The 15461-nt window shown below is 69.6% G+C and carries 18 protein-coding genes and 3 tRNA genes; 18 read left to right on the top strand and 3 right to left on the bottom strand.

Features of this window, described 5'->3' with window-relative positions; all coding sequences use genetic code 11:
- Window positions 1-27 precede the first annotated feature (27 nt).
- Window positions 28-1278 carry an amidohydrolase family protein gene (locus DEJ50_RS19225; RefSeq protein ID WP_150209209.1) on the bottom strand — a complete coding sequence of 417 codons (1251 nt, stop codon included), beginning with the start codon at window positions 1276-1278 and terminating at the stop codon, window positions 28-30.
- Between the two features lie 262 nt (window positions 1279-1540).
- Here DEJ50_RS19225 and DEJ50_RS19230 point away from each other — a divergent pair.
- The 10 genes from DEJ50_RS19230 to DEJ50_RS19275 all read left to right on the top strand — a co-directional run bounded on the left by DEJ50_RS19230 (window position 1541) and on the right by DEJ50_RS19275 (window position 7240).
- A tRNA-Thr gene (locus tag DEJ50_RS19230) sits at window positions 1541-1613 on the top strand.
- A 48-nt stretch (window positions 1614-1661) separates the two neighbouring features.
- Window positions 1662-1734: transfer RNA gene (locus DEJ50_RS19235), tRNA-Met, on the top strand.
- Between the two features lie 89 nt (window positions 1735-1823).
- Entirely contained in the window at window positions 1824-1988 is a 165-nt protein-coding gene (gene rpmG, locus DEJ50_RS19240; RefSeq protein WP_003956487.1) for a 50S ribosomal protein L33, read from the top strand.
- Window positions 1989-2130: 142 nt separating this feature from the next.
- Window positions 2131-2583: a MaoC family dehydratase N-terminal domain-containing protein gene (locus DEJ50_RS19245; protein WP_150209211.1), complete on the top strand. Its 453-nt coding sequence runs from the start codon at window positions 2131-2133 to the stop codon at window positions 2581-2583.
- Between the two features lies 1 nt (window position 2584).
- Window positions 2585-3013, top strand: a complete 429-nt coding sequence (locus DEJ50_RS19250) for a MaoC family dehydratase (RefSeq protein WP_150209212.1) — start codon at window positions 2585-2587, stop codon at window positions 3011-3013.
- 103 nt (window positions 3014-3116) lie between these two features.
- The gene (locus tag DEJ50_RS19255; protein WP_150209213.1) at window positions 3117-3686 is read left to right on the top strand and encodes a TetR/AcrR family transcriptional regulator; all 570 of its coding nucleotides are present in this window, start codon (window positions 3117-3119) and stop codon (window positions 3684-3686) included.
- A gap of 153 nt (window positions 3687-3839) precedes the next feature.
- Entirely contained in the window at window positions 3840-5273 is a 1434-nt protein-coding gene (locus DEJ50_RS19260) for an MFS transporter (RefSeq protein ID WP_411757684.1), read from the top strand.
- 18 nt (window positions 5274-5291) lie between these two features.
- Entirely contained in the window at window positions 5292-5690 is a 399-nt protein-coding gene (locus DEJ50_RS19265) for a DUF3291 domain-containing protein (RefSeq protein WP_150209215.1), read from the top strand.
- Between the two features lie 77 nt (window positions 5691-5767).
- On the top strand, window positions 5768-6823 hold the full coding sequence (locus tag DEJ50_RS19270; RefSeq protein ID WP_150209216.1) for a UDP-N-acetylmuramate dehydrogenase: 1056 nt from the start codon (window positions 5768-5770) through the stop codon (window positions 6821-6823).
- Window positions 6824-6868: 45 nt separating this feature from the next.
- Window positions 6869-7240 carry a hypothetical protein gene (locus tag DEJ50_RS19275; protein ID WP_223837824.1) on the top strand — a complete coding sequence of 124 codons (372 nt, stop codon included), beginning with the start codon at window positions 6869-6871 and terminating at the stop codon, window positions 7238-7240.
- Window positions 7241-7268: 28 nt separating this feature from the next.
- Here DEJ50_RS19275 and DEJ50_RS19280 read toward each other — a convergent pair whose 3' ends face one another.
- Window positions 7269-8288 carry an adenosine deaminase gene (locus tag DEJ50_RS19280; protein ID WP_150209218.1) on the bottom strand — a complete coding sequence of 340 codons (1020 nt, stop codon included), beginning with the start codon at window positions 8286-8288 and terminating at the stop codon, window positions 7269-7271.
- Window positions 8289-8443: 155 nt separating this feature from the next.
- Entirely contained in the window at window positions 8444-9670 is a 1227-nt protein-coding gene (locus DEJ50_RS19285) for a pyridoxal phosphate-dependent aminotransferase (RefSeq protein ID WP_150209219.1), read from the bottom strand.
- 269 nt (window positions 9671-9939) lie between these two features.
- On the opposite strand from DEJ50_RS19285, the gene DEJ50_RS19290 reads away from it, so the two are divergent.
- The 8 genes from DEJ50_RS19290 to rplL all read left to right on the top strand — a co-directional run bounded on the left by DEJ50_RS19290 (window position 9940) and on the right by rplL (window position 15149).
- A tRNA-Trp gene (locus tag DEJ50_RS19290) sits at window positions 9940-10012 on the top strand.
- Window positions 10013-10117: 105 nt separating this feature from the next.
- A complete protein-coding gene (gene secE, locus DEJ50_RS19295; protein WP_150212225.1) occupies window positions 10118-10399 on the top strand; it encodes a preprotein translocase subunit SecE in 282 nt (93 codons plus the stop codon).
- Between the two features lie 84 nt (window positions 10400-10483).
- Complete coding sequence (nusG, locus tag DEJ50_RS19300) at window positions 10484-11365, top strand: transcription termination/antitermination protein NusG (RefSeq protein WP_150209220.1); 882 nt, start codon at window positions 10484-10486, stop codon at window positions 11363-11365.
- Between the two features lie 165 nt (window positions 11366-11530).
- Window positions 11531-11965, top strand: a complete 435-nt coding sequence (gene rplK, locus DEJ50_RS19305) for a 50S ribosomal protein L11 (protein WP_150209221.1) — start codon at window positions 11531-11533, stop codon at window positions 11963-11965.
- Between the two features lie 88 nt (window positions 11966-12053).
- On the top strand, window positions 12054-12782 hold the full coding sequence (gene rplA, locus DEJ50_RS19310; protein WP_150209222.1) for a 50S ribosomal protein L1: 729 nt from the start codon (window positions 12054-12056) through the stop codon (window positions 12780-12782).
- Between the two features lie 177 nt (window positions 12783-12959).
- Entirely contained in the window at window positions 12960-13835 is an 876-nt protein-coding gene (locus DEJ50_RS19315) for an LppX_LprAFG lipoprotein (protein ID WP_223837825.1), read from the top strand.
- Window positions 13836-14120: 285 nt separating this feature from the next.
- On the top strand, window positions 14121-14651 hold the full coding sequence (rplJ, locus tag DEJ50_RS19320; RefSeq protein WP_150209223.1) for a 50S ribosomal protein L10: 531 nt from the start codon (window positions 14121-14123) through the stop codon (window positions 14649-14651).
- A gap of 114 nt (window positions 14652-14765) precedes the next feature.
- On the top strand, window positions 14766-15149 hold the full coding sequence (gene rplL, locus DEJ50_RS19325) for a 50S ribosomal protein L7/L12 (protein WP_150209224.1): 384 nt from the start codon (window positions 14766-14768) through the stop codon (window positions 15147-15149).
- Window positions 15150-15461 lie beyond the last annotated feature (312 nt).

A 15461-nucleotide genomic window follows, 5' to 3' on the forward strand; every position in this document is an offset into this window, starting at 1 on the left:
GAGCCGCCCGTGCGCGCCCGCGCACGCTCAGGGCCCTGGCTCCATACGGCCCTGGCGGGGGAGGTCCAGGGCCACCGCCACCGCCGAGTCGCAGTACTCCCGGACGGCGCTGGTGCGGGCCACGACCCGGCCCCGGTGGATCACGATCCGGCTGTAGGCCAGGGACAGCACCCCGGCGATCCCGTCCCCGCGTACGGCCAGGAGCTCGGCCGGGAAGCCCGCCTCCACCCGGATCTCGGGCAGGGCCATCGCCGACCGGGCCGCCGCGCTGACCGTGTCGTACGCCTCGGCGGGCCGCAGCCCGCCCTGGGAGGCGAGCAGGTACGCCGCTTCCAGCGGGTCACCGCGGCCCACCGGGTTCCCCGCGTCGCGCAGGGCCCCGCTGCCCGCCGCGACGCGTACTCCGGCGGCGCGCAGCAGCCGGACCGGGGCGGTGCGCAGGCTCCGGCGTTCCAGGGCCGCGCAGTCGCCCTGCGGCAGACAGGTGACCCGTACGCCGGCGGCGGCCAGCCGCTCGGCGGTCCGGGTCGCCACGTCGAGGGGGAGGCGGGAGAGGCCGCCGCAGGGGCCGATGGTGACCCCGGGGCGCAGGCCGGCCGCCATGGCTGCGAGGCGGGCCAGCCGGGCCGGGTCGTCCCCGTCGGTGTGCAGGTCCACCGGGCAGCCGTGCTCGGCCGCCAGTTCCAGTACGGCTTCGATGAACCCGGTCGGGTCCGGGTCCAGATCGGGGCAGCCGCCGACCACCGCGGCGCCCATCTTCACGGCGTCCCGGAGCATGGCCAGCCCGTTCGCCCCGGCCGTTCCGGTCAGCAGCCGGGGGACCGCCACGGCCGTCAGGTCGGTGAGGCCGCGCAGCGAGCGGCGGGCCTGGAGGACCGCCTCCATCGGCGCCAGTCCGTGGACGTCGTCGATCCGGACGTGGGAGCGGACGGCGGTGGCGCCGTGGCCGAGCTGGAGCAGGGCCGCCTCGGTGGACCGGCGTTGTACCTCGTCGGCGGTGTACGGCACGGGGCCTTCGGTGCCGGCGGTGAGTGCGGTGTCCCCGTGGGCATGGGGTTCCGCAGGGGCGGGCAGCAGTAGATAGCCACTCAGATCGACCCGGGACGGCCCGGGGCCGGGCAGGCTGCCCGCGGTGCCGACGGCCTGGATGCGGCCGGCGCTGAGCCGGACGTCCACCGTCCGGCCGTCGGTGAGGCGGGCTCCGGCGAGCAGCAGGGTGGTCGCTTCGGCGGCGGATCCGTGCGCGGCACCGTGTCCGTGTGCGTGGCTGTCGGGCATCGCGCTCCTGCGGTGGCTCGGGCGGTTCCTGGGCCGGCGCCGAGGCACGACCCAAGATCACGCAGCGTGCTCAGAGCCTAGGGCGCCGACCTGCCCGCTTCGCGGAAGAGCCGAATAGTCGTACCGGTGTCGCGCCTTGGCGCCACGCCCGCCCCAGGCGCCCCTCGGGGCACCCCGGACCTGCGGCGAAACCTGTGTGAGGGGTCCCTCCGGCAAAGGATTTGGGCGATCGGCGGGAGGCCGTGTAATGTCTTCCCTGCTCGCCCCAATAGCTCAGTCGGTAGAGCGTCTCCATGGTAAGGAGAAGGTCTGCGGTTCGATTCCGCATTGGGGCTCTGGTGAGAGAGGTTCCCCACCTACGGGTGGGGAAGCGATCACATCAAAGCGGCGTAGCTCAGTCGGTAGAGCAAGCGGCTCATAATCGCTGTGTCACCGGTTCAAGTCCGGTCGCCGCTACACACAGTAGCCGATTGCGGGGTCGGTCTCCCGATCGGCTACTCTTTTATGCGTTCATCCGTCCATTAGTCCGTCCAAGGAGCACTCACGTGGCTGCCACCGACGTCCGCCCGAAGATCACGCTGGCCTGCGTGGAGTGCAAGGAGCGGAACTACATCACCAAGAAGAACCGGCGCAACAACCCGGACCGTCTTGAGATGAAGAAGCACTGCCCGCGCTGCAACTCGCACACCGCGCACCGCGAGACCCGCTAGTCACTGGCGAAGTCTCGAATACAGGCACCGTCATGAGGTCGTCCCCTTCCGGGGGACGGCCTCGTGTCGTTTCCGAATGTGCCGCCCTCGTGTCGTTCCTCGTGTCGTTCCTTGTGTCGTTCTCAACAGGAGGTAGTGAGCCATGGCGCTCGACCAGTCCTTCGTGGGGCGGACCTACCCGCCCACCGATCCGTACGAGGTCGGCCGGGAGAAGATCCGCGAATTCGCCGAATCGGTGGGCGACGCCAATCCCGCCTACACGGATCCCGATGTCGCCAAGGCGCTCGGCCACCTCGATGTGATCGCCCCGCCGACCTTTGTGTTCGCCATCACCTTCAAGGCGGCGGGCCAGGTCATCGCGGACCCGCAGCTCGGCCTGGACTACAGCCGGGTGGTGCACGGGGACCAGAAGTTCGCCTACTCCCGCCCGGTGCGCGCCGGTGACCGGCTCTCCGTCACCTCCACCATCGAGGCGATCAAGTCCCTGGCGGGCAACGACATCCTCGACATCCGTGGCGAGGTTCACGACGAGACCGGCGAGCACGTGGTGACGGCCTGGACCAAGCTCGTCTCCCGCGCCGCCGAGGAGGCCTGAGATGACCGCACAGATCCGTTTCGCGGACGTTGAGGTCGGCACCGAGCTGCCGGCCCGGTCCTTCCCCGTGACGCGTGCCACTCTCGTCCAGTACGCGGGTGCCTCCGGCGACTTCAACCCGATCCACTGGAACGAGAAGTTCGCCAAGGAGGTCGGCCTGCCCGACGTCATCGCACACGGCATGTTCACCATGGCCGAGGCGATCCGGGTGGTCACCGACTGGGCGGGCGACCCGGGCGCGGTCGTCGAGTACGGGGTGCGGTTCACCAAGCCGGTCGTGGTCCCGAACGACGACGAGGGTGCGCTGATCGAGGTCAGCGCCAAGGTCGCGGCGCTGCTGGAGGACAACCGGGTGCGGGTGGACCTGACGGCGGTGAGCGCCGGCCAGAAGGTCCTCGGCATGTCCCGGGCCGTGGTGCAGCTGGCCTGACCGGCGGTTCTCCACCGAAGCGGCGTCCCGCCCGGCTCCCGTCCGGCGCGCGGCGCCGCTTTTTCCCTTGACATAGTTAGTGATTGAGCACTAACTTATTGCCATGGCAAGGATGAGCGCAGACGAGCGGCGCGAGAGCGTGATCCGTGCGGCGATGCACGAGTTCGCCCGCGGTGGGTACTACGGCACCTCCACCGAGGCGATCGCCAAGCGGGTCGGTGTCTCGCAGCCCTATCTGTTCCGGCTCTTCCCCAACAAGCAGGCGATCTTCGTCGCGGCGGCCTCCCGCTGCCTGGCCGACACCCGCCGGGTCTTCGCCGAGGCCGCCGAAGGGCTGCACGGCGAGGAGGCCCTGCACGCCATGGCAGAGGCCTACACCCGGCTGATCGCCGAGGATCCCGACAAGCTCCAGATGCAGCTCCAGACGTACGTGGCCGTTGCGGCGGCCGAGGCGGCGGGCGACCGCGAGTTCGGCGAACTCGTCCGGGCCGGCTGGCTGGAACTCTGGGACACCGTGCATCTGCCCCTCGGCGCAGATGTGAACGAGACCACCACCTTCATGGCGTACGGGATGCTCATCAACACCCTCGCCGCCATGGGCTTTCCGCCCGGACACCGGATCTGGGAAGGCTTCTACACCTCGGCCCGCACCAAGGGCGACCCGGAGGAGTAGGCGCCTCATGCGCTCCTGCGGCGCATTCTTCTGCCCACGAAAGTTAGTCAGTAATAACTAACACCCTCAGGGGGAATCGTGACCGACCGGCAAGACGCCACCCTCCGCGGACCCGCCATCTGGGCGCTCGTCCTCACCGGCGCTGCCAGCTTCATGGCCGCCCTCGACAACCTCGTCGTCACCACCGCCCTCCCCGCCATCCGCGAGGACCTCGGCGGAAAGCTGGAAGACCTCGAATGGACGGTGAACGCCTACACCCTCACCTTCGCCGTCCTCCTCATGTTCGGCGCCGCCCTCGGGGACCGCTTCGGCCGCCGCCGGCTCTTCATCGCCGGCCTCGCGATCTTCACCGGCGCCTCCGCCGCCGCCGCGCTCTCGCCCGGCGTCGACGCGTTGATCGCCGCCCGCGCCGTCCAGGGCGTCGGCGCCGCGATCATGATGCCGCTCACCCTCACCCTGCTCACCGCAGCCGTCCCCGCCGCCCGCCGCGGTATGGCCCTCGGCATCTACGGAGCGGTCGGCGGCATCGCCGTCGCCAGCGGCCCGCTCATCGGCGGCAGCCTCACCGAGCACATCTCCTGGCAGTGGATCTTCTGGCTCAACGTCCCGATCGGCCTGGCCCTGATCCCGCTCGCCCGCCTGCGCCTCGCCGAATCCACCGCCCCCGGCGCCCGCCTCGACATCCCCGGCACCCTGCTCGTCAGCACGGGCCTCTTCGGCATCGTCTACGGCCTGGTCAACGCGCACGCCGACGGCTGGACCAGCGCCCCCGTCCTGACCGGCCTGATCGTCGGCAGCGTCCTGGTCGCCGCATTCGTCCGCCATGGCTTCCGCAACCCCGGCGCCATGCTCCCCATGCGCCTCTTCCGCAACCGCGGCTTCTTCGGCATCAACATCGCCAGCCTGCTGATGTACCTCGGCATGTTCGGCTCGATCTTCCTGCTGAGCCAGTTCATGCAGGGCGTACTCGGCTACTCGCCCACCCAGGCTGGCCTGCGCCTGCTGCCCTGGACCGCCGTGCCCATGGTCGTCGCCCCGATCGCCGGCATCCTCTCCGACCGCATCGGCGGCCGGCCGGTGGTCGCCGCCGGCCTCGCCTTCCAGGCCGCCGGCCTGGCCTGGTTCGCAGTCAGCATCGCCCCCGATGCCTCCTACGCCGCCCAGCTCCCCGCCCTGATCCTCAGCGGCATCGGCATGGGGCTGTACTTCGCCCCCGCCGCCAACGTGGTGATGTCCACCGTCCGCCCCGCCGAGCAGGGCATCGCCTCCGGAGCCAACAACGCCCTCCGGGAGGTCGGCGGCGCCCTCGGCGTCGCGGTCCTGGCCTCGGTCTTCTCCGCCGCAGGCGGCTACGAGACCCCGCAGGCCTTCAGCGACGGCACCGTCCCCGCCCTGTGGATCGGCGCCGCCGCGGTCGGTGTCGCCGCCCTGCTGGCCCTGCTGATCCCCGCCGGCCGCACGCCCACCGACCACCCCGCCACCGACCACCCCGCCACCGACCACCCCGCCACCGACCACCCCGCCACCGGCCATCCCGGAGCCGACGGCGACAGCGCCCTCGAGACCACCGCCAAGATCCCCGCGTAACGAGGAAGGAATACGACCATGCCCGACATCCCGTGGATCACCCCCACCGCTCCCGCCCCCGACGCCGAGGTCTACGTCATGGCCTCCCGATTCGAGACCGAGACCCTGTTCGGCGCGATCAAGTTCTTCCTCAAGTCGCCCGGCATCATCCGGCAGATCCGCACCGCCCCCGGCGCCCACGGCGTCGCCCTCCGGGCCCGGATCGGCTCCCGCACCTTCCTGACCCTCTCCGCCTGGCAGGACCGCGACGCCCTCTACCGCTTCGCCGGCAGCGAGCCGCACCGCACCAGCTCCCGCGCGGCTGCCGCGTACATGAGGGAATCCGCCTTCACCTTCTGGTCCGCAAAGGCCTCCGACCTGCCCCTGACCTGGGACGAGGCCGAGCGCAGGCTTGCCGAACGGAAGCCCTCGCACTGAACGCCCGGCGCCTGCCGGGACAGCACGGTCCGTGGCCCAGCCGGGAAGCCGGGGCCACGGACCGTACTCTTGTCCCCGTGCAGGAACTCCACGACGCCCCCCTCGCCCCGCTGACCACCTTCCGCCTCGGCGGCCCGGCGACCCGCCTGGTCACCGCGACCACCGACGACGAGGTCGTCGCCGCCGTCCGCGCCGCGGACGAGAGCGGCACCCCCCTCCTGATCATCGGCGGCGGCAGCAACCTGGTCATCGGCGACCGGGGCTTCGACGGCACCGCCCTGCGCATCGCCACCACCGGCTTCGGCCTCACCGGCACCACCCTGGAGCTCGCCGCCGGCGAGAACTGGAGCGACGCCGTCGCCCGCACCGTGGCCGCCGGACTCGCGGGCATCGAATGCCTCGCCGGAATCCCCGGCTCCGCAGGCGCCACCCCGATCCAGAACGTCGGCGCATACGGCCAGGAAGTCTCCAGCACCATCACCGAGGTCGTCGCCTACGACCGAACCCGCGGCGAAACGGTCACCCTCACCAACGCCGAGTGTGCCTTCTCGTACCGCCACAGCACCTTCAAGGACCAGCCCGACCGGTACGTCGTCCTCCGCGTCCGCTTCGCCCTGGAGGACGCCGGCGGCCTCTCCGCGCCGATCAAGTACCCCGAGACCGCCCGCGCCCTCGGCGTCGAGGCCGGCGACCGGGTCCCGGCCGCCACTGCCCGGGAAACCGTCCTGCGGCTGCGCTCGGGCAAGGGCATGGTCCTCGACCCCGCCGATCACGACACCTGGTCCGCCGGCTCCTTCTTCACCAACCCGATCCTGACCGACCGGGCGTACGCGGACTTCCTCGCCCGGGTCCAGGAGCGGCTCGGCGCCGAGACCGTCCCCCCGGCCTACCCGGCCGGCCAGGGCCGTACGAAGACCAGCGCGGCCTGGCTGATCGACAAGGCCGGCTTCACCAAGGGCTACGGCACCGGCCCCGCCCGGATCTCCACCAAGCACACCCTCGCCCTCACCAACCGCGGCGGGGCCACCACCGAGGACCTGCTCGCCCTGGCCCGCGAGGTCGTCGCCGGCGTGCACGCCGCCTTCGGCGTCACCCTGGTCAACGAGCCGGTGACGGTAGGCGTCAGCATCTGAATGCGGTGTCCCCTGCACGGGGCCGGTACGGACCCCACCCGCCTGGTGGGACGCTCGATCCGCAGAATCGTCGCGTCCTGGCACCTCTATGACGGCGAACGCTCCGAGGCACCCCTCGACATCTGGCTGACCGACAGCGAGGGCGAGTCCACCCGGATCAGCACCGGCTCCGACGGCTGCCTGATCGTGGAGTGCGCAGAACCCCACGAGCCGTACGACATGGGGGAGTGGGGCCGGATCGAGGTCGGCGAGGACCTCGGCGAGCACCCCTTCCTGCGCCATCTGGGTGACATCGTCACCGCCGTCGCCGAGTTCGCCGACCCGGCCACCGGGCGCACCCTGCTGGAGGTCGGCTTCGCCGACGGCGACCGGGTCCGCGCCGACTGCTGGGAAGGCGACCTCCGGCTCACCCGCTGAGCCCCTGCCCCTGCCCTGCCCCTGGGCCTCAGCCGACCAGCCAGTGGTCGATCCCGCCGAGCAGCTTCGCCTGTACGTCTTCCGGTGCCGCCGAACCGCGCACCGACTGCCGGGCCAGCTCGGCCAGCTCCGCGTCCGTGAAGGCGTGGTACCGACGGGCGATCTCGTACTGCGCCGCCAGCCGCGAGCCGAAGAGCAGCGGATCGTCGGCCCCCAGCGCCAGGGGCACCCCGGCCTCGAAGAGGGTGCGCAGCGGGACGTCCTCCGGCTTCTCGTAGACCCCCAGCGCCACATTGGAGGCCGGGCAGACCTCGCAGGTGATCTGCCGGTCCGCGAGCCGTTGCAGCAGCCGCGGGTCCTCGGCCGCCCGGACGCCGTGCCCGATCCGGGCCGCGTGCAGATCGTCCAGGCAGTCCCGGACGGAGGCCGGCCCGGTCAGCTCACCGCCGTGCGGGGCCGCGAGCAGCCCGCCCTCGCGCGCGATGGCGAAGGCCCGGTCGAAATCGCGGGCCATACCGCGCCGCTCGTCGTTGGAGAGCCCGAAGCCCACCACCCCGCGGTCGGCGTAGCGGACCGCGAGCCGGGCCAGGGTGCGGGCGTCCAGCGGGTGCTTCATCCGGTTGGCGGCGATCAGTACCCGCATGCCGAGACCGGTGTCCCGGGATGCGGATTCCACCGCGTCCAGGATGATCTCGACGGCCGGAATCAGACCGCCCAGCAGCGGCGCGTACGAGGTGGGGTCGACCTGGATCTCCAGCCAGCCGCCACCGTCCCGGACGTCCTCCTCGGCAGCCTCGCGGACCAGCCGCCGGATGTCGTCGGGCTCCCGCAGGCAGGAGCGCGCAGCGTCGTACAGCCGCTGGAAGCGGAACCAGCCGCGCTCGTCGGTGGCGCGCAGTTTGGGCGGCTCTCCGGCGGTCAGCGCGTCGGGCAGCCGTACGCCGTACTTGTCGGCGAGCTCCAGCAGGGTCGACGGGCGCATCGACCCGGTGAAGTGCAGGTGCAGGTGGGCTTTCGGCAGAAGCGTGAGATCGCGTACGTGCTCCATCCGGTGATCCTGCCGTATGCGTCACCCGTTCGGCAGCCCATTCCCTGAACGGGACCTTGCCCGAACGTGAATACGGGGCCCGGAACGCCGGAGCGGCGGCACCCCCGCAGGGGTGCCGCCGCTCCGGACCGGGTCCGCCCCGGCCGGGCCCAGGCCTACGCCTTGGCCTCGGCCAGCAGCTTCTGGATCCGGGACACGCCCTCCACCAGGTCCTCGTCGCCCAGGGCGTACGAAAGACGCAGGTAGCCCGGGGTGCCGAAGGCCTCGCCCGGGACCACGGCGACCTCGACCTCGTCCAGGATCAGGGAGGCGAGCTCGGCGGAGGAGGCCGGGCGCTGCCCGCGGATCTCCTTGCCCAGCAGGGCCTTGACCGAGGGGTACGCGTAGAAGGCGCCCTCGGGGGTCGGGCAGACCACGCCGTCGATCTCGTTCAGCATCCGGACCATGGTCTGGCGGCGGCGGTCGAAGGCCGTCCGCATCTCCGCCACGGCGTCCAGGTTGCCGGAGACGGCGGCCAGCGCGGCGATCTGCGCCACGTTGGAGACGTTGGAGGTGGCGTGCGACTGCAGGTTGGTCGCGGCCTTGATGATGTCCTTCGGGCCGATCACCCATCCGACCCGCCAGCCGGTCATCGCGTACGTCTTGGCGACGCCGTTGACGATGATGCAGCGGTCGGCCAGCGCGGGCACCAGCACCGGCAGCGAGGTGAACTTCGCGTCGCCGTAGACCAGGTGCTCGTAGATCTCGTCGGTCAGCACCCACAGGCCGTGCTCGGCGGCCCACTCGCCGATGGCGCGGGCGTCCTCCTCGCTGTAGACCGCACCGGTCGGGTTCGAGGGGGAGACGAAGAGGACGACCTTGGTGCGCTCGGTGCGCGCGGCCTCGAGCTGCTCGACGGAGACCCGGTAGCCGGTGGTCTCGTCGGCGACCACCTCGACCGGGACACCGCCGGCGAGCTGGATGGACTCGGGGTAGGTGGTCCAGTACGGGGCCGGGACGATGACCTCGTCGCCCGGGTCGAGGATGGCGGCGAAGGCGTTGTAGATGGCCTGCTTGCCGCCGTTGGTGACCAGGACCTGGGCCGGGTCGACCTGGTAACCGGAGTCGCGCAGGGTCTTCTCGGCGATGGCCTTCTTGAGCTCCGGGAGGCCGCCGGCCGGCGTGTAGCGGTGGAACTTCGGGTCGCGGCAGGCCTCGACGGCGGCCTCGACGATGTAGTCCGGGGTCGGGAAGTCGGGCTCGCCCGCCCCGAAGCCGATCACCGGGCGTCCGGCGGCCTTGAGGGCCTTGGCCTTGGCGTCCACGGCGAGGGTGGCGGACTCGGAGATGGCGCCGATACGGGCGGAAACCCGGCGCTCGGAGGAAGGCGTTGCAGAGGTCATGGGGCCAATCGTCCCAGACGGAAAACGGCCGCGGCACCCTGTTTCAGAGAGCGGACGGAACACCTCCGTAGCGTCTCGGCGCCGTCTCCGCACGTCCTCCAGGGGCCCTCGGGTGCGCCTCGGGAACGGCTGCGGCCGGGCCGCTGATCAATCCTGTTCGACGTCGGGCCGCAGAACACGTACACTCACCTGTCGTTGGACCTCAGCAGCCGCTCCGGATCGCGTGTACTCCGTGCACCCGCTCGGATGCGGTAGGTTGGGGGACGCAAAGGGTCGTAGCTCAATTGGTAGAGCACTGGTCTCCAAAACCAGCGGTTGGGGGTTCGAGTCCCTCCGGCCCTGCTCCACACTCCTTCGCCGGATGTGTGCGCAGGTACGTACTTCGATGCACCGCCGTGCGGCTCAACCGGGCGCGGCACGGCCATGACCCGGATTCAGGTGAGAGACGTGACGGACGCCCTGGGCTCCATCGACATGCCTGATGCCGAGGACGAGACCCGCGAGAAGAAGGCCCGCAAGGGCGGCAAGCGCGGAAAGAAGGGCCCTCTGGGCCGCCTCGCGCTCTTCTACCGCCAGGTCGTGGCGGAGCTCCGCAAGGTCGTATGGCCCACTCGCAGCCAGCTGACGACGTACACCACCGTGGTGATTGTCTTCGTGCTCATCATGATCGGTCTGGTGACCGTGATTGACTATGGGTTCCAGGAAGCCATCAAGTTCGTCTTCGGCTGATCCCCGCGGAGGGCGGCGCCTTGATGGGTGCCGCCCGTTTTCGCATGTTCCACCCATTTTTGTATCCAGGAAGAAGCCGCCACCGTGTCTGACCCGAACCTGAACGTGAGCCCCGACTCCGTCGAGTCCGTCGAGGACGAGCTCGACATCGTCGAGGCGGCGGACGCTGTGGACCCTGACGAGGTCGAGATCGCCGACGCCGAGGCGGGCGAGCCGGCCGAGGAAGCGGCCCTGCACATCGAGGACGAGGCCGCCGAGGCCGATGCCGAGGAGGCCCAGGAGGCCCCCGAGGCCGTCGCCGAGGCCGAGGTCGAGGCGGAGGAGGCTCCGGAGGAGCCGGCCGAGCCCGTCGACCCGATCCAGGCCCTGCGCGACGAGCTCCGCGTGCTCCCCGGCGAGTGGTACGTGATCCACACCTACGCCGGCTACGAGAAGCGCGTGAAGGCCAACCTGGAGCAGCGCGCCGTCTCGCTGAACGTCGAGGAGTTCATCTACCAGGCCGAAGTGCCCGAGGAAGAGATCGTCCAGATCAAGAACGGCGAGCGCAAGAACGTCCGGCAGAACAAGCTGCCCGGTTACGTTCTCGTCCGAATGGATCTGACGAACGAGTCCTGGGGCGTCGTCCGCAACACCCCCGGCGTCACCGGCTTCGTGGGCAACGCCTACGACCCGTACCCGCTGACCCTGGACGAGATCGTCAAGATGCTCGCCCCGGAGGCCAAGGAGAAGGCCGAGAAGGCTGCCGCCGAGGCGGCCGGTCTCCCGGCGCCCGCCGTCAAGCGCACCATCGAGGTCCTGGACTTCGAGGTCGGCGACTCGGTCACCGTCACCGACGGCCCGTTCGCCACGCTGCAGGCGACCATCAACGAGATCAACCCCGACTCGAAGAAGGTCAAGGGCCTCGTCGAGATCTTCGGCCGCGAGACCCCGGTCGAGCTCAGCTTCGACCAGATCCAGAAGAACTGATCTTCTGGCACACCGTCTTCCGGACAGGTCAGACCGGCCCCTCAGGGCGGTCTGACCTGCTCGGTTTTCAGCCCCGCACCCATACCCGTTATCGTGGTGCGGTATGCCTCCATCCGGATGACCGGTTGGAGGCTGGAAAACTCTCACTAGGACCCGGAGAGAGCAATGCCTCCCAAGAAGAAGAAGGTCACGGGGCTTATCAAGCTCCAGATCAACGCCGGTGCGGCCAACCCGGCCCCGCCGGTCGGCCCCGCGCTCGGCCAGCACGGCGTCAACATCATGGAGTTCTGCAAGGCCTACAACGCCGCGACCGAGTCGCAGCGTGGCATGGTCGTGCCGGTGGAGATCACGGTCTACGAGGACCGCACCTTCACCTTCGTGACGAAGACCCCCCCGGCCGCCCGCCTGATCCTCAAGGCCGCGGGTGTGGAGAAGGGCTCCGGCGAGCCGCACAAGACCAAGGTCGCCAAGCTCACCGAGGCCCAGGTCCGCGAGATCGCCACGGTCAAGCTTCCCGACCTGAACGCCAACGACCTGGACGCCGCGTCGAAGATCATCGCCGGCACCGCCCGCTCCATGGGCATCACGGTCGAAGGCTGATCCAGCCTCTCAGCAGTAATCAGTGGTAGGGCCAAGCGCTGGTCCGCACCACGACTCCACACCTGAAGCAACAACAACAGGAGCAGAAGTGAAGCGCAGCAAGACTCTCCGCGCTGCGGACGCCAAGGTCGACCGGGAGAAGCAGTACGCCCCGCTCGAGGCCGTCCGTCTCGCCAAGGAGACCTCGTCCGTCAAGTTCGATGCGACCGTCGAGGTTGCCTTCCGCCTGGGTGTCGACCCGCGCAAGGCCGACCAGATGGTCCGCGGCACCGTGAACCTCCCGCACGGCACCGGCAAGACCGCCCGGGTCCTGGTCTTCGCGACCGGTGACCGTGCTGCAGCCGCGGAAGCCGCCGGCGCCGACATCGTCGGCAACGACGAGCTGATCGACGAGATCGCCAAGGGCAACCGCCTGAACGAGTTCGACGCGGTTGTCGCCACCCCGGACCTCATGGGCAAGGTCGGCCGCCTCGGCCGCGTGCTCGGTCCCCGTGGCCTGATGCCGAACCCGAAGACCGGCACGGTCACCATGGACGTGGCGAAGGCTGTCACGGACATCAAGGGCGGCAAGATCGAGTTCCGTGTCGACAAGCACTCGAACCTGCACTTCATCATCGGCAAGGTCTCCTTCACCGATGAGCAGCTGGTCGAGAACTACGGCGCGGCCCTGGAGGAGATCCTCCGTCTGAAGCCGTCCGCCGCGAAGGGCCGCTACGTCAAGAAGGCCGCCCTGAGCACCACCATGGGCCCCGGCATCCAGCTGGACCCGAACCGCACCCGCAACCTCCTCGTCGAGGAGGACCCGGCCGCGGTCTGATCAGGCCGGGCCTGACGGCCCCCTGATGAGTGGCTGAACATCGGGCCCCTCGCACCCCCTCCAGGGTGCGGGGGGCCCGATGTCGTATGTCGTGCTCCGGTACGAAAATTCCGGGCGGGCGGCGGCAGAACACGTACAGTCGGATCTGCACAAAAGATCACAAGGGGTGGGGGAGACGTGTTCACGAACCGGAAGACGATCAAGACGGCCGGCCTGGTACTGGCCGGAGTGCTGCTGGCGGGCGGGGCCACCGCCTGTGGACAGACCAAGGCGGGGGACAAGGCCGGCGGGGGCAACGGCAACGGCAACGCCAACGGCAACAACGCGGTCACCGAGGTCGCGCCGGCCGCGTACCTGGAAAAGGTGAAGAAGAAGTCCGAGGAGATCACCTCGCTCCGCTACACGATGTCCGGCACCACCGCGGGCCAGCAGGTCAACGGTGAGGTGTCCATGCGGCTGAAGCCCGCGGTGGGCATGGCCATGAAGATGGCCAACCCGGAGAAGCCCGGCGAGAACGTGGAGATCCGGCTGGTCGACGGCGCCATGTACATGGGTGCCGAGGCCAAGTGGCTGAAGTTCGACCTCAAGAGCCTCGACGCCAAGGCGGGCAAGTCCCTGGACTCCCTGGCCAAGGGCGGCAACAGCGCCGAGAACCCGGGGGACCGGGCGAACGAGCTGCTCGAGGCCAAGGACCTGAAGAAGGCCGGCGAGGAGACCATCGACGGCCAGAAGACCACCCACCTGGCCGGCACGGTCACCCTGGAGCAGATGAAGGCGGCAGCCGCCTCGGCCGCCCCGGAGGTCAGGGAGCGCCGGGAGAAGTCCGTGAAGCAGCTGGAGACCATGGGTGTCCAGAGCCTGACCATGGACATGTGGATCGGCGACAACGACCGCACCAAGCAGTTCCGCATGCGCGGCGACAGCGCCCAGGGTCCGCTCGACATGACGATCAAGTTCACGGACTACAACCAGCCGGTCGAGATCACGGCTCCGCCGGCCGACCAGGTCATCGACCTGGCGGAGCTGTCCAAGCGGGCCAAGGACGCGGCCTGACCCGGCCTGACCCGACCTGCGGCTCTGACCGCCCTGCCGGATTTGCTTGATATCGGCACCATCCCTTAAGCTCTCCCAGAAGCCAAAGACCGCTGGTCGTTGCCGTGTCCGCAAGGGGACGGTGGCCGAAGGATCCGCTGAATGCGGACGACCCGCGCAGGTGACTGTGGAAAGCTCCCGGATTCGTTCTGGTCGAGCTACGCCCCGTGCGCCTGCGCCGGGGCGTTTCGTTTTGTTCAGCCCCTTCTGAGCGGTCCTCATCACCCGGAAGGAGGCCGACGCTCTATGGCAAGGCCCGACAAGGCTGCCGCGGTAGCCGAGCTTGAGGACCAGTTCCGCAGCTCGAACGCCGTCGTGCTGACCGAGTACCGGGGTCTCACCGTGGCGCAGCTCAAGACGCTGCGTCGTTCGCTCGGTGAGAACGCCCAGTACGCCGTGGTGAAGAACACGCTGACCAAGATTGCGGCCAACCAGGCCGGGATCGCCTCGCTGGACGACCAGTTCTCTGGTCCGACCGGGGCCGCCTTCATCACCGGTGACCCGGTGGAGTCGGCGAAGGCTCTGCGTGACTTCGCCAAGGACAACCCGAACCTCGTCATCAAGGGCGGTGTCCTTGATGGCAAGGCGCTGACCGCCGACGAGATCAAGAAGCTTGCGGACCTCGAGTCCCGCGAGGTTCTGCTCAGCAAGCTGGCCGGCGCGTTCAAGGGCAAGCAGTCCCAGGCTGCCTCGCTCTTCCAGGCGCTGCCGTCGAAGTTCGTCCGCACCGCGGAAGCGCTTCGCGTCAAGCTCGCCGAGCAGGGCGGTGCCGAGTAATTCGGCTCGCGCATTGATCCACGCGCACTCGTGCGTGGGTCGTAGCGGGCCGACAGTACGCCCGCCGTTTCGATACATCCGGCACCAGCCGAATTAGTGGAAGGATCGCCCATCATGGCGAAGCTGTCTCAGGAAGACCTGCTCGCGCAGTTCGAGGAGATGACCCTCATCGAGCTCTCCGAGTTCGTGAAGGCGTTCGAGGAGAAGTTCGACGTCACCGCCGCCGCGGCCGTCGCCGTTGCGGGCCCCGCCGGCCCGGGCACCGCTGTCGAGCCCGAGGAGGAGAAGGACGAGTTCGACGTCATCCTCACCGGTGCGGGCGACAAGAAGATCCAGGTCATCAAGGTCGTGCGTGAGCTGACCTCCCTGGGCCTGAAGGAGGCCAAGGACCTCGTCGACGGCACCCCGAAGCCGGTCCTCGAGAAGGTCAACAAGGAGGCCGCTGAGAAGGCCGCCGAGTCCCTCAAGGCTGCCGGTGCGGCCGTCGAGGTCAAGTAACACCTCCGAGGCCGCCTGACGGCCTCTGACAAGGGGCGATCACCCGTACGGGTGGTCGCCCTTTGGCGTATCCGAAGTGCCTGGCTTGCCCTGCTGTCGTTGAGGAGTATGGTGATCTTCGTTGCCCTGCTGCCGGGGCCCGAGGTGATCCGCACGGAGCACGGGGCCTTGACGAACGGCACGCGGCGCGCAATTCTCAGTCCCGTTGTGAGGGCGGAAGGTCGATCCGGATCCGAGGCATGGATCGACTACGAAGAGGGCAGTATTCATACGCGCTCCGTGTGCGAGGGGGCCGCAGCCGTTGAACGCAGG

The sequence above is a fragment of the Streptomyces venezuelae genome (assembly GCF_008642295.1).
GTDB classification, from domain to species: domain Bacteria; phylum Actinomycetota; class Actinomycetes; order Streptomycetales; family Streptomycetaceae; genus Streptomyces; species Streptomyces venezuelae_C.

What these genes read in the sequence shown, in the direction of transcription:
- DEJ50_RS19280 (WP_150209218.1), bottom strand. Translation starts at nt 8,288, where the DNA reads ATGGAGCACGTACGCGATCTCACGCTTCTGCCGAAAGCCCACCTGCAC.
- DEJ50_RS19260 (WP_411757684.1), top strand. Translation starts at nt 3,840, where the DNA reads ATGGCCGCCCTCGACAACCTCGTCGTCACCACCGCCCTCCCCGCCATC.
- rplK (WP_150209221.1), top strand. Translation starts at nt 11,531, where the DNA reads ATGCCTCCCAAGAAGAAGAAGGTCACGGGGCTTATCAAGCTCCAGATC.
- DEJ50_RS19225 (WP_150209209.1), bottom strand. Translation starts at nt 1,278, where the DNA reads ATGCCCGACAGCCACGCACACGGACACGGTGCCGCGCACGGATCCGCC.
- DEJ50_RS19255 (WP_150209213.1), top strand. Translation starts at nt 3,117, where the DNA reads ATGGCAAGGATGAGCGCAGACGAGCGGCGCGAGAGCGTGATCCGTGCG.
- DEJ50_RS19285 (WP_150209219.1), bottom strand. Translation starts at nt 9,670, where the DNA reads ATGACCTCTGCAACGCCTTCCTCCGAGCGCCGGGTTTCCGCCCGTATC.
- rplJ (WP_150209223.1), top strand. Translation starts at nt 14,121, where the DNA reads ATGGCAAGGCCCGACAAGGCTGCCGCGGTAGCCGAGCTTGAGGACCAG.
- DEJ50_RS19265 (WP_150209215.1), top strand. Translation starts at nt 5,292, where the DNA reads ATGCCCGACATCCCGTGGATCACCCCCACCGCTCCCGCCCCCGACGCC.
- rplL (WP_150209224.1), top strand. Translation starts at nt 14,766, where the DNA reads ATGGCGAAGCTGTCTCAGGAAGACCTGCTCGCGCAGTTCGAGGAGATG.
- DEJ50_RS19250 (WP_150209212.1), top strand. Translation starts at nt 2,585, where the DNA reads ATGACCGCACAGATCCGTTTCGCGGACGTTGAGGTCGGCACCGAGCTG.
- DEJ50_RS19245 (WP_150209211.1), top strand. Translation starts at nt 2,131, where the DNA reads ATGGCGCTCGACCAGTCCTTCGTGGGGCGGACCTACCCGCCCACCGAT.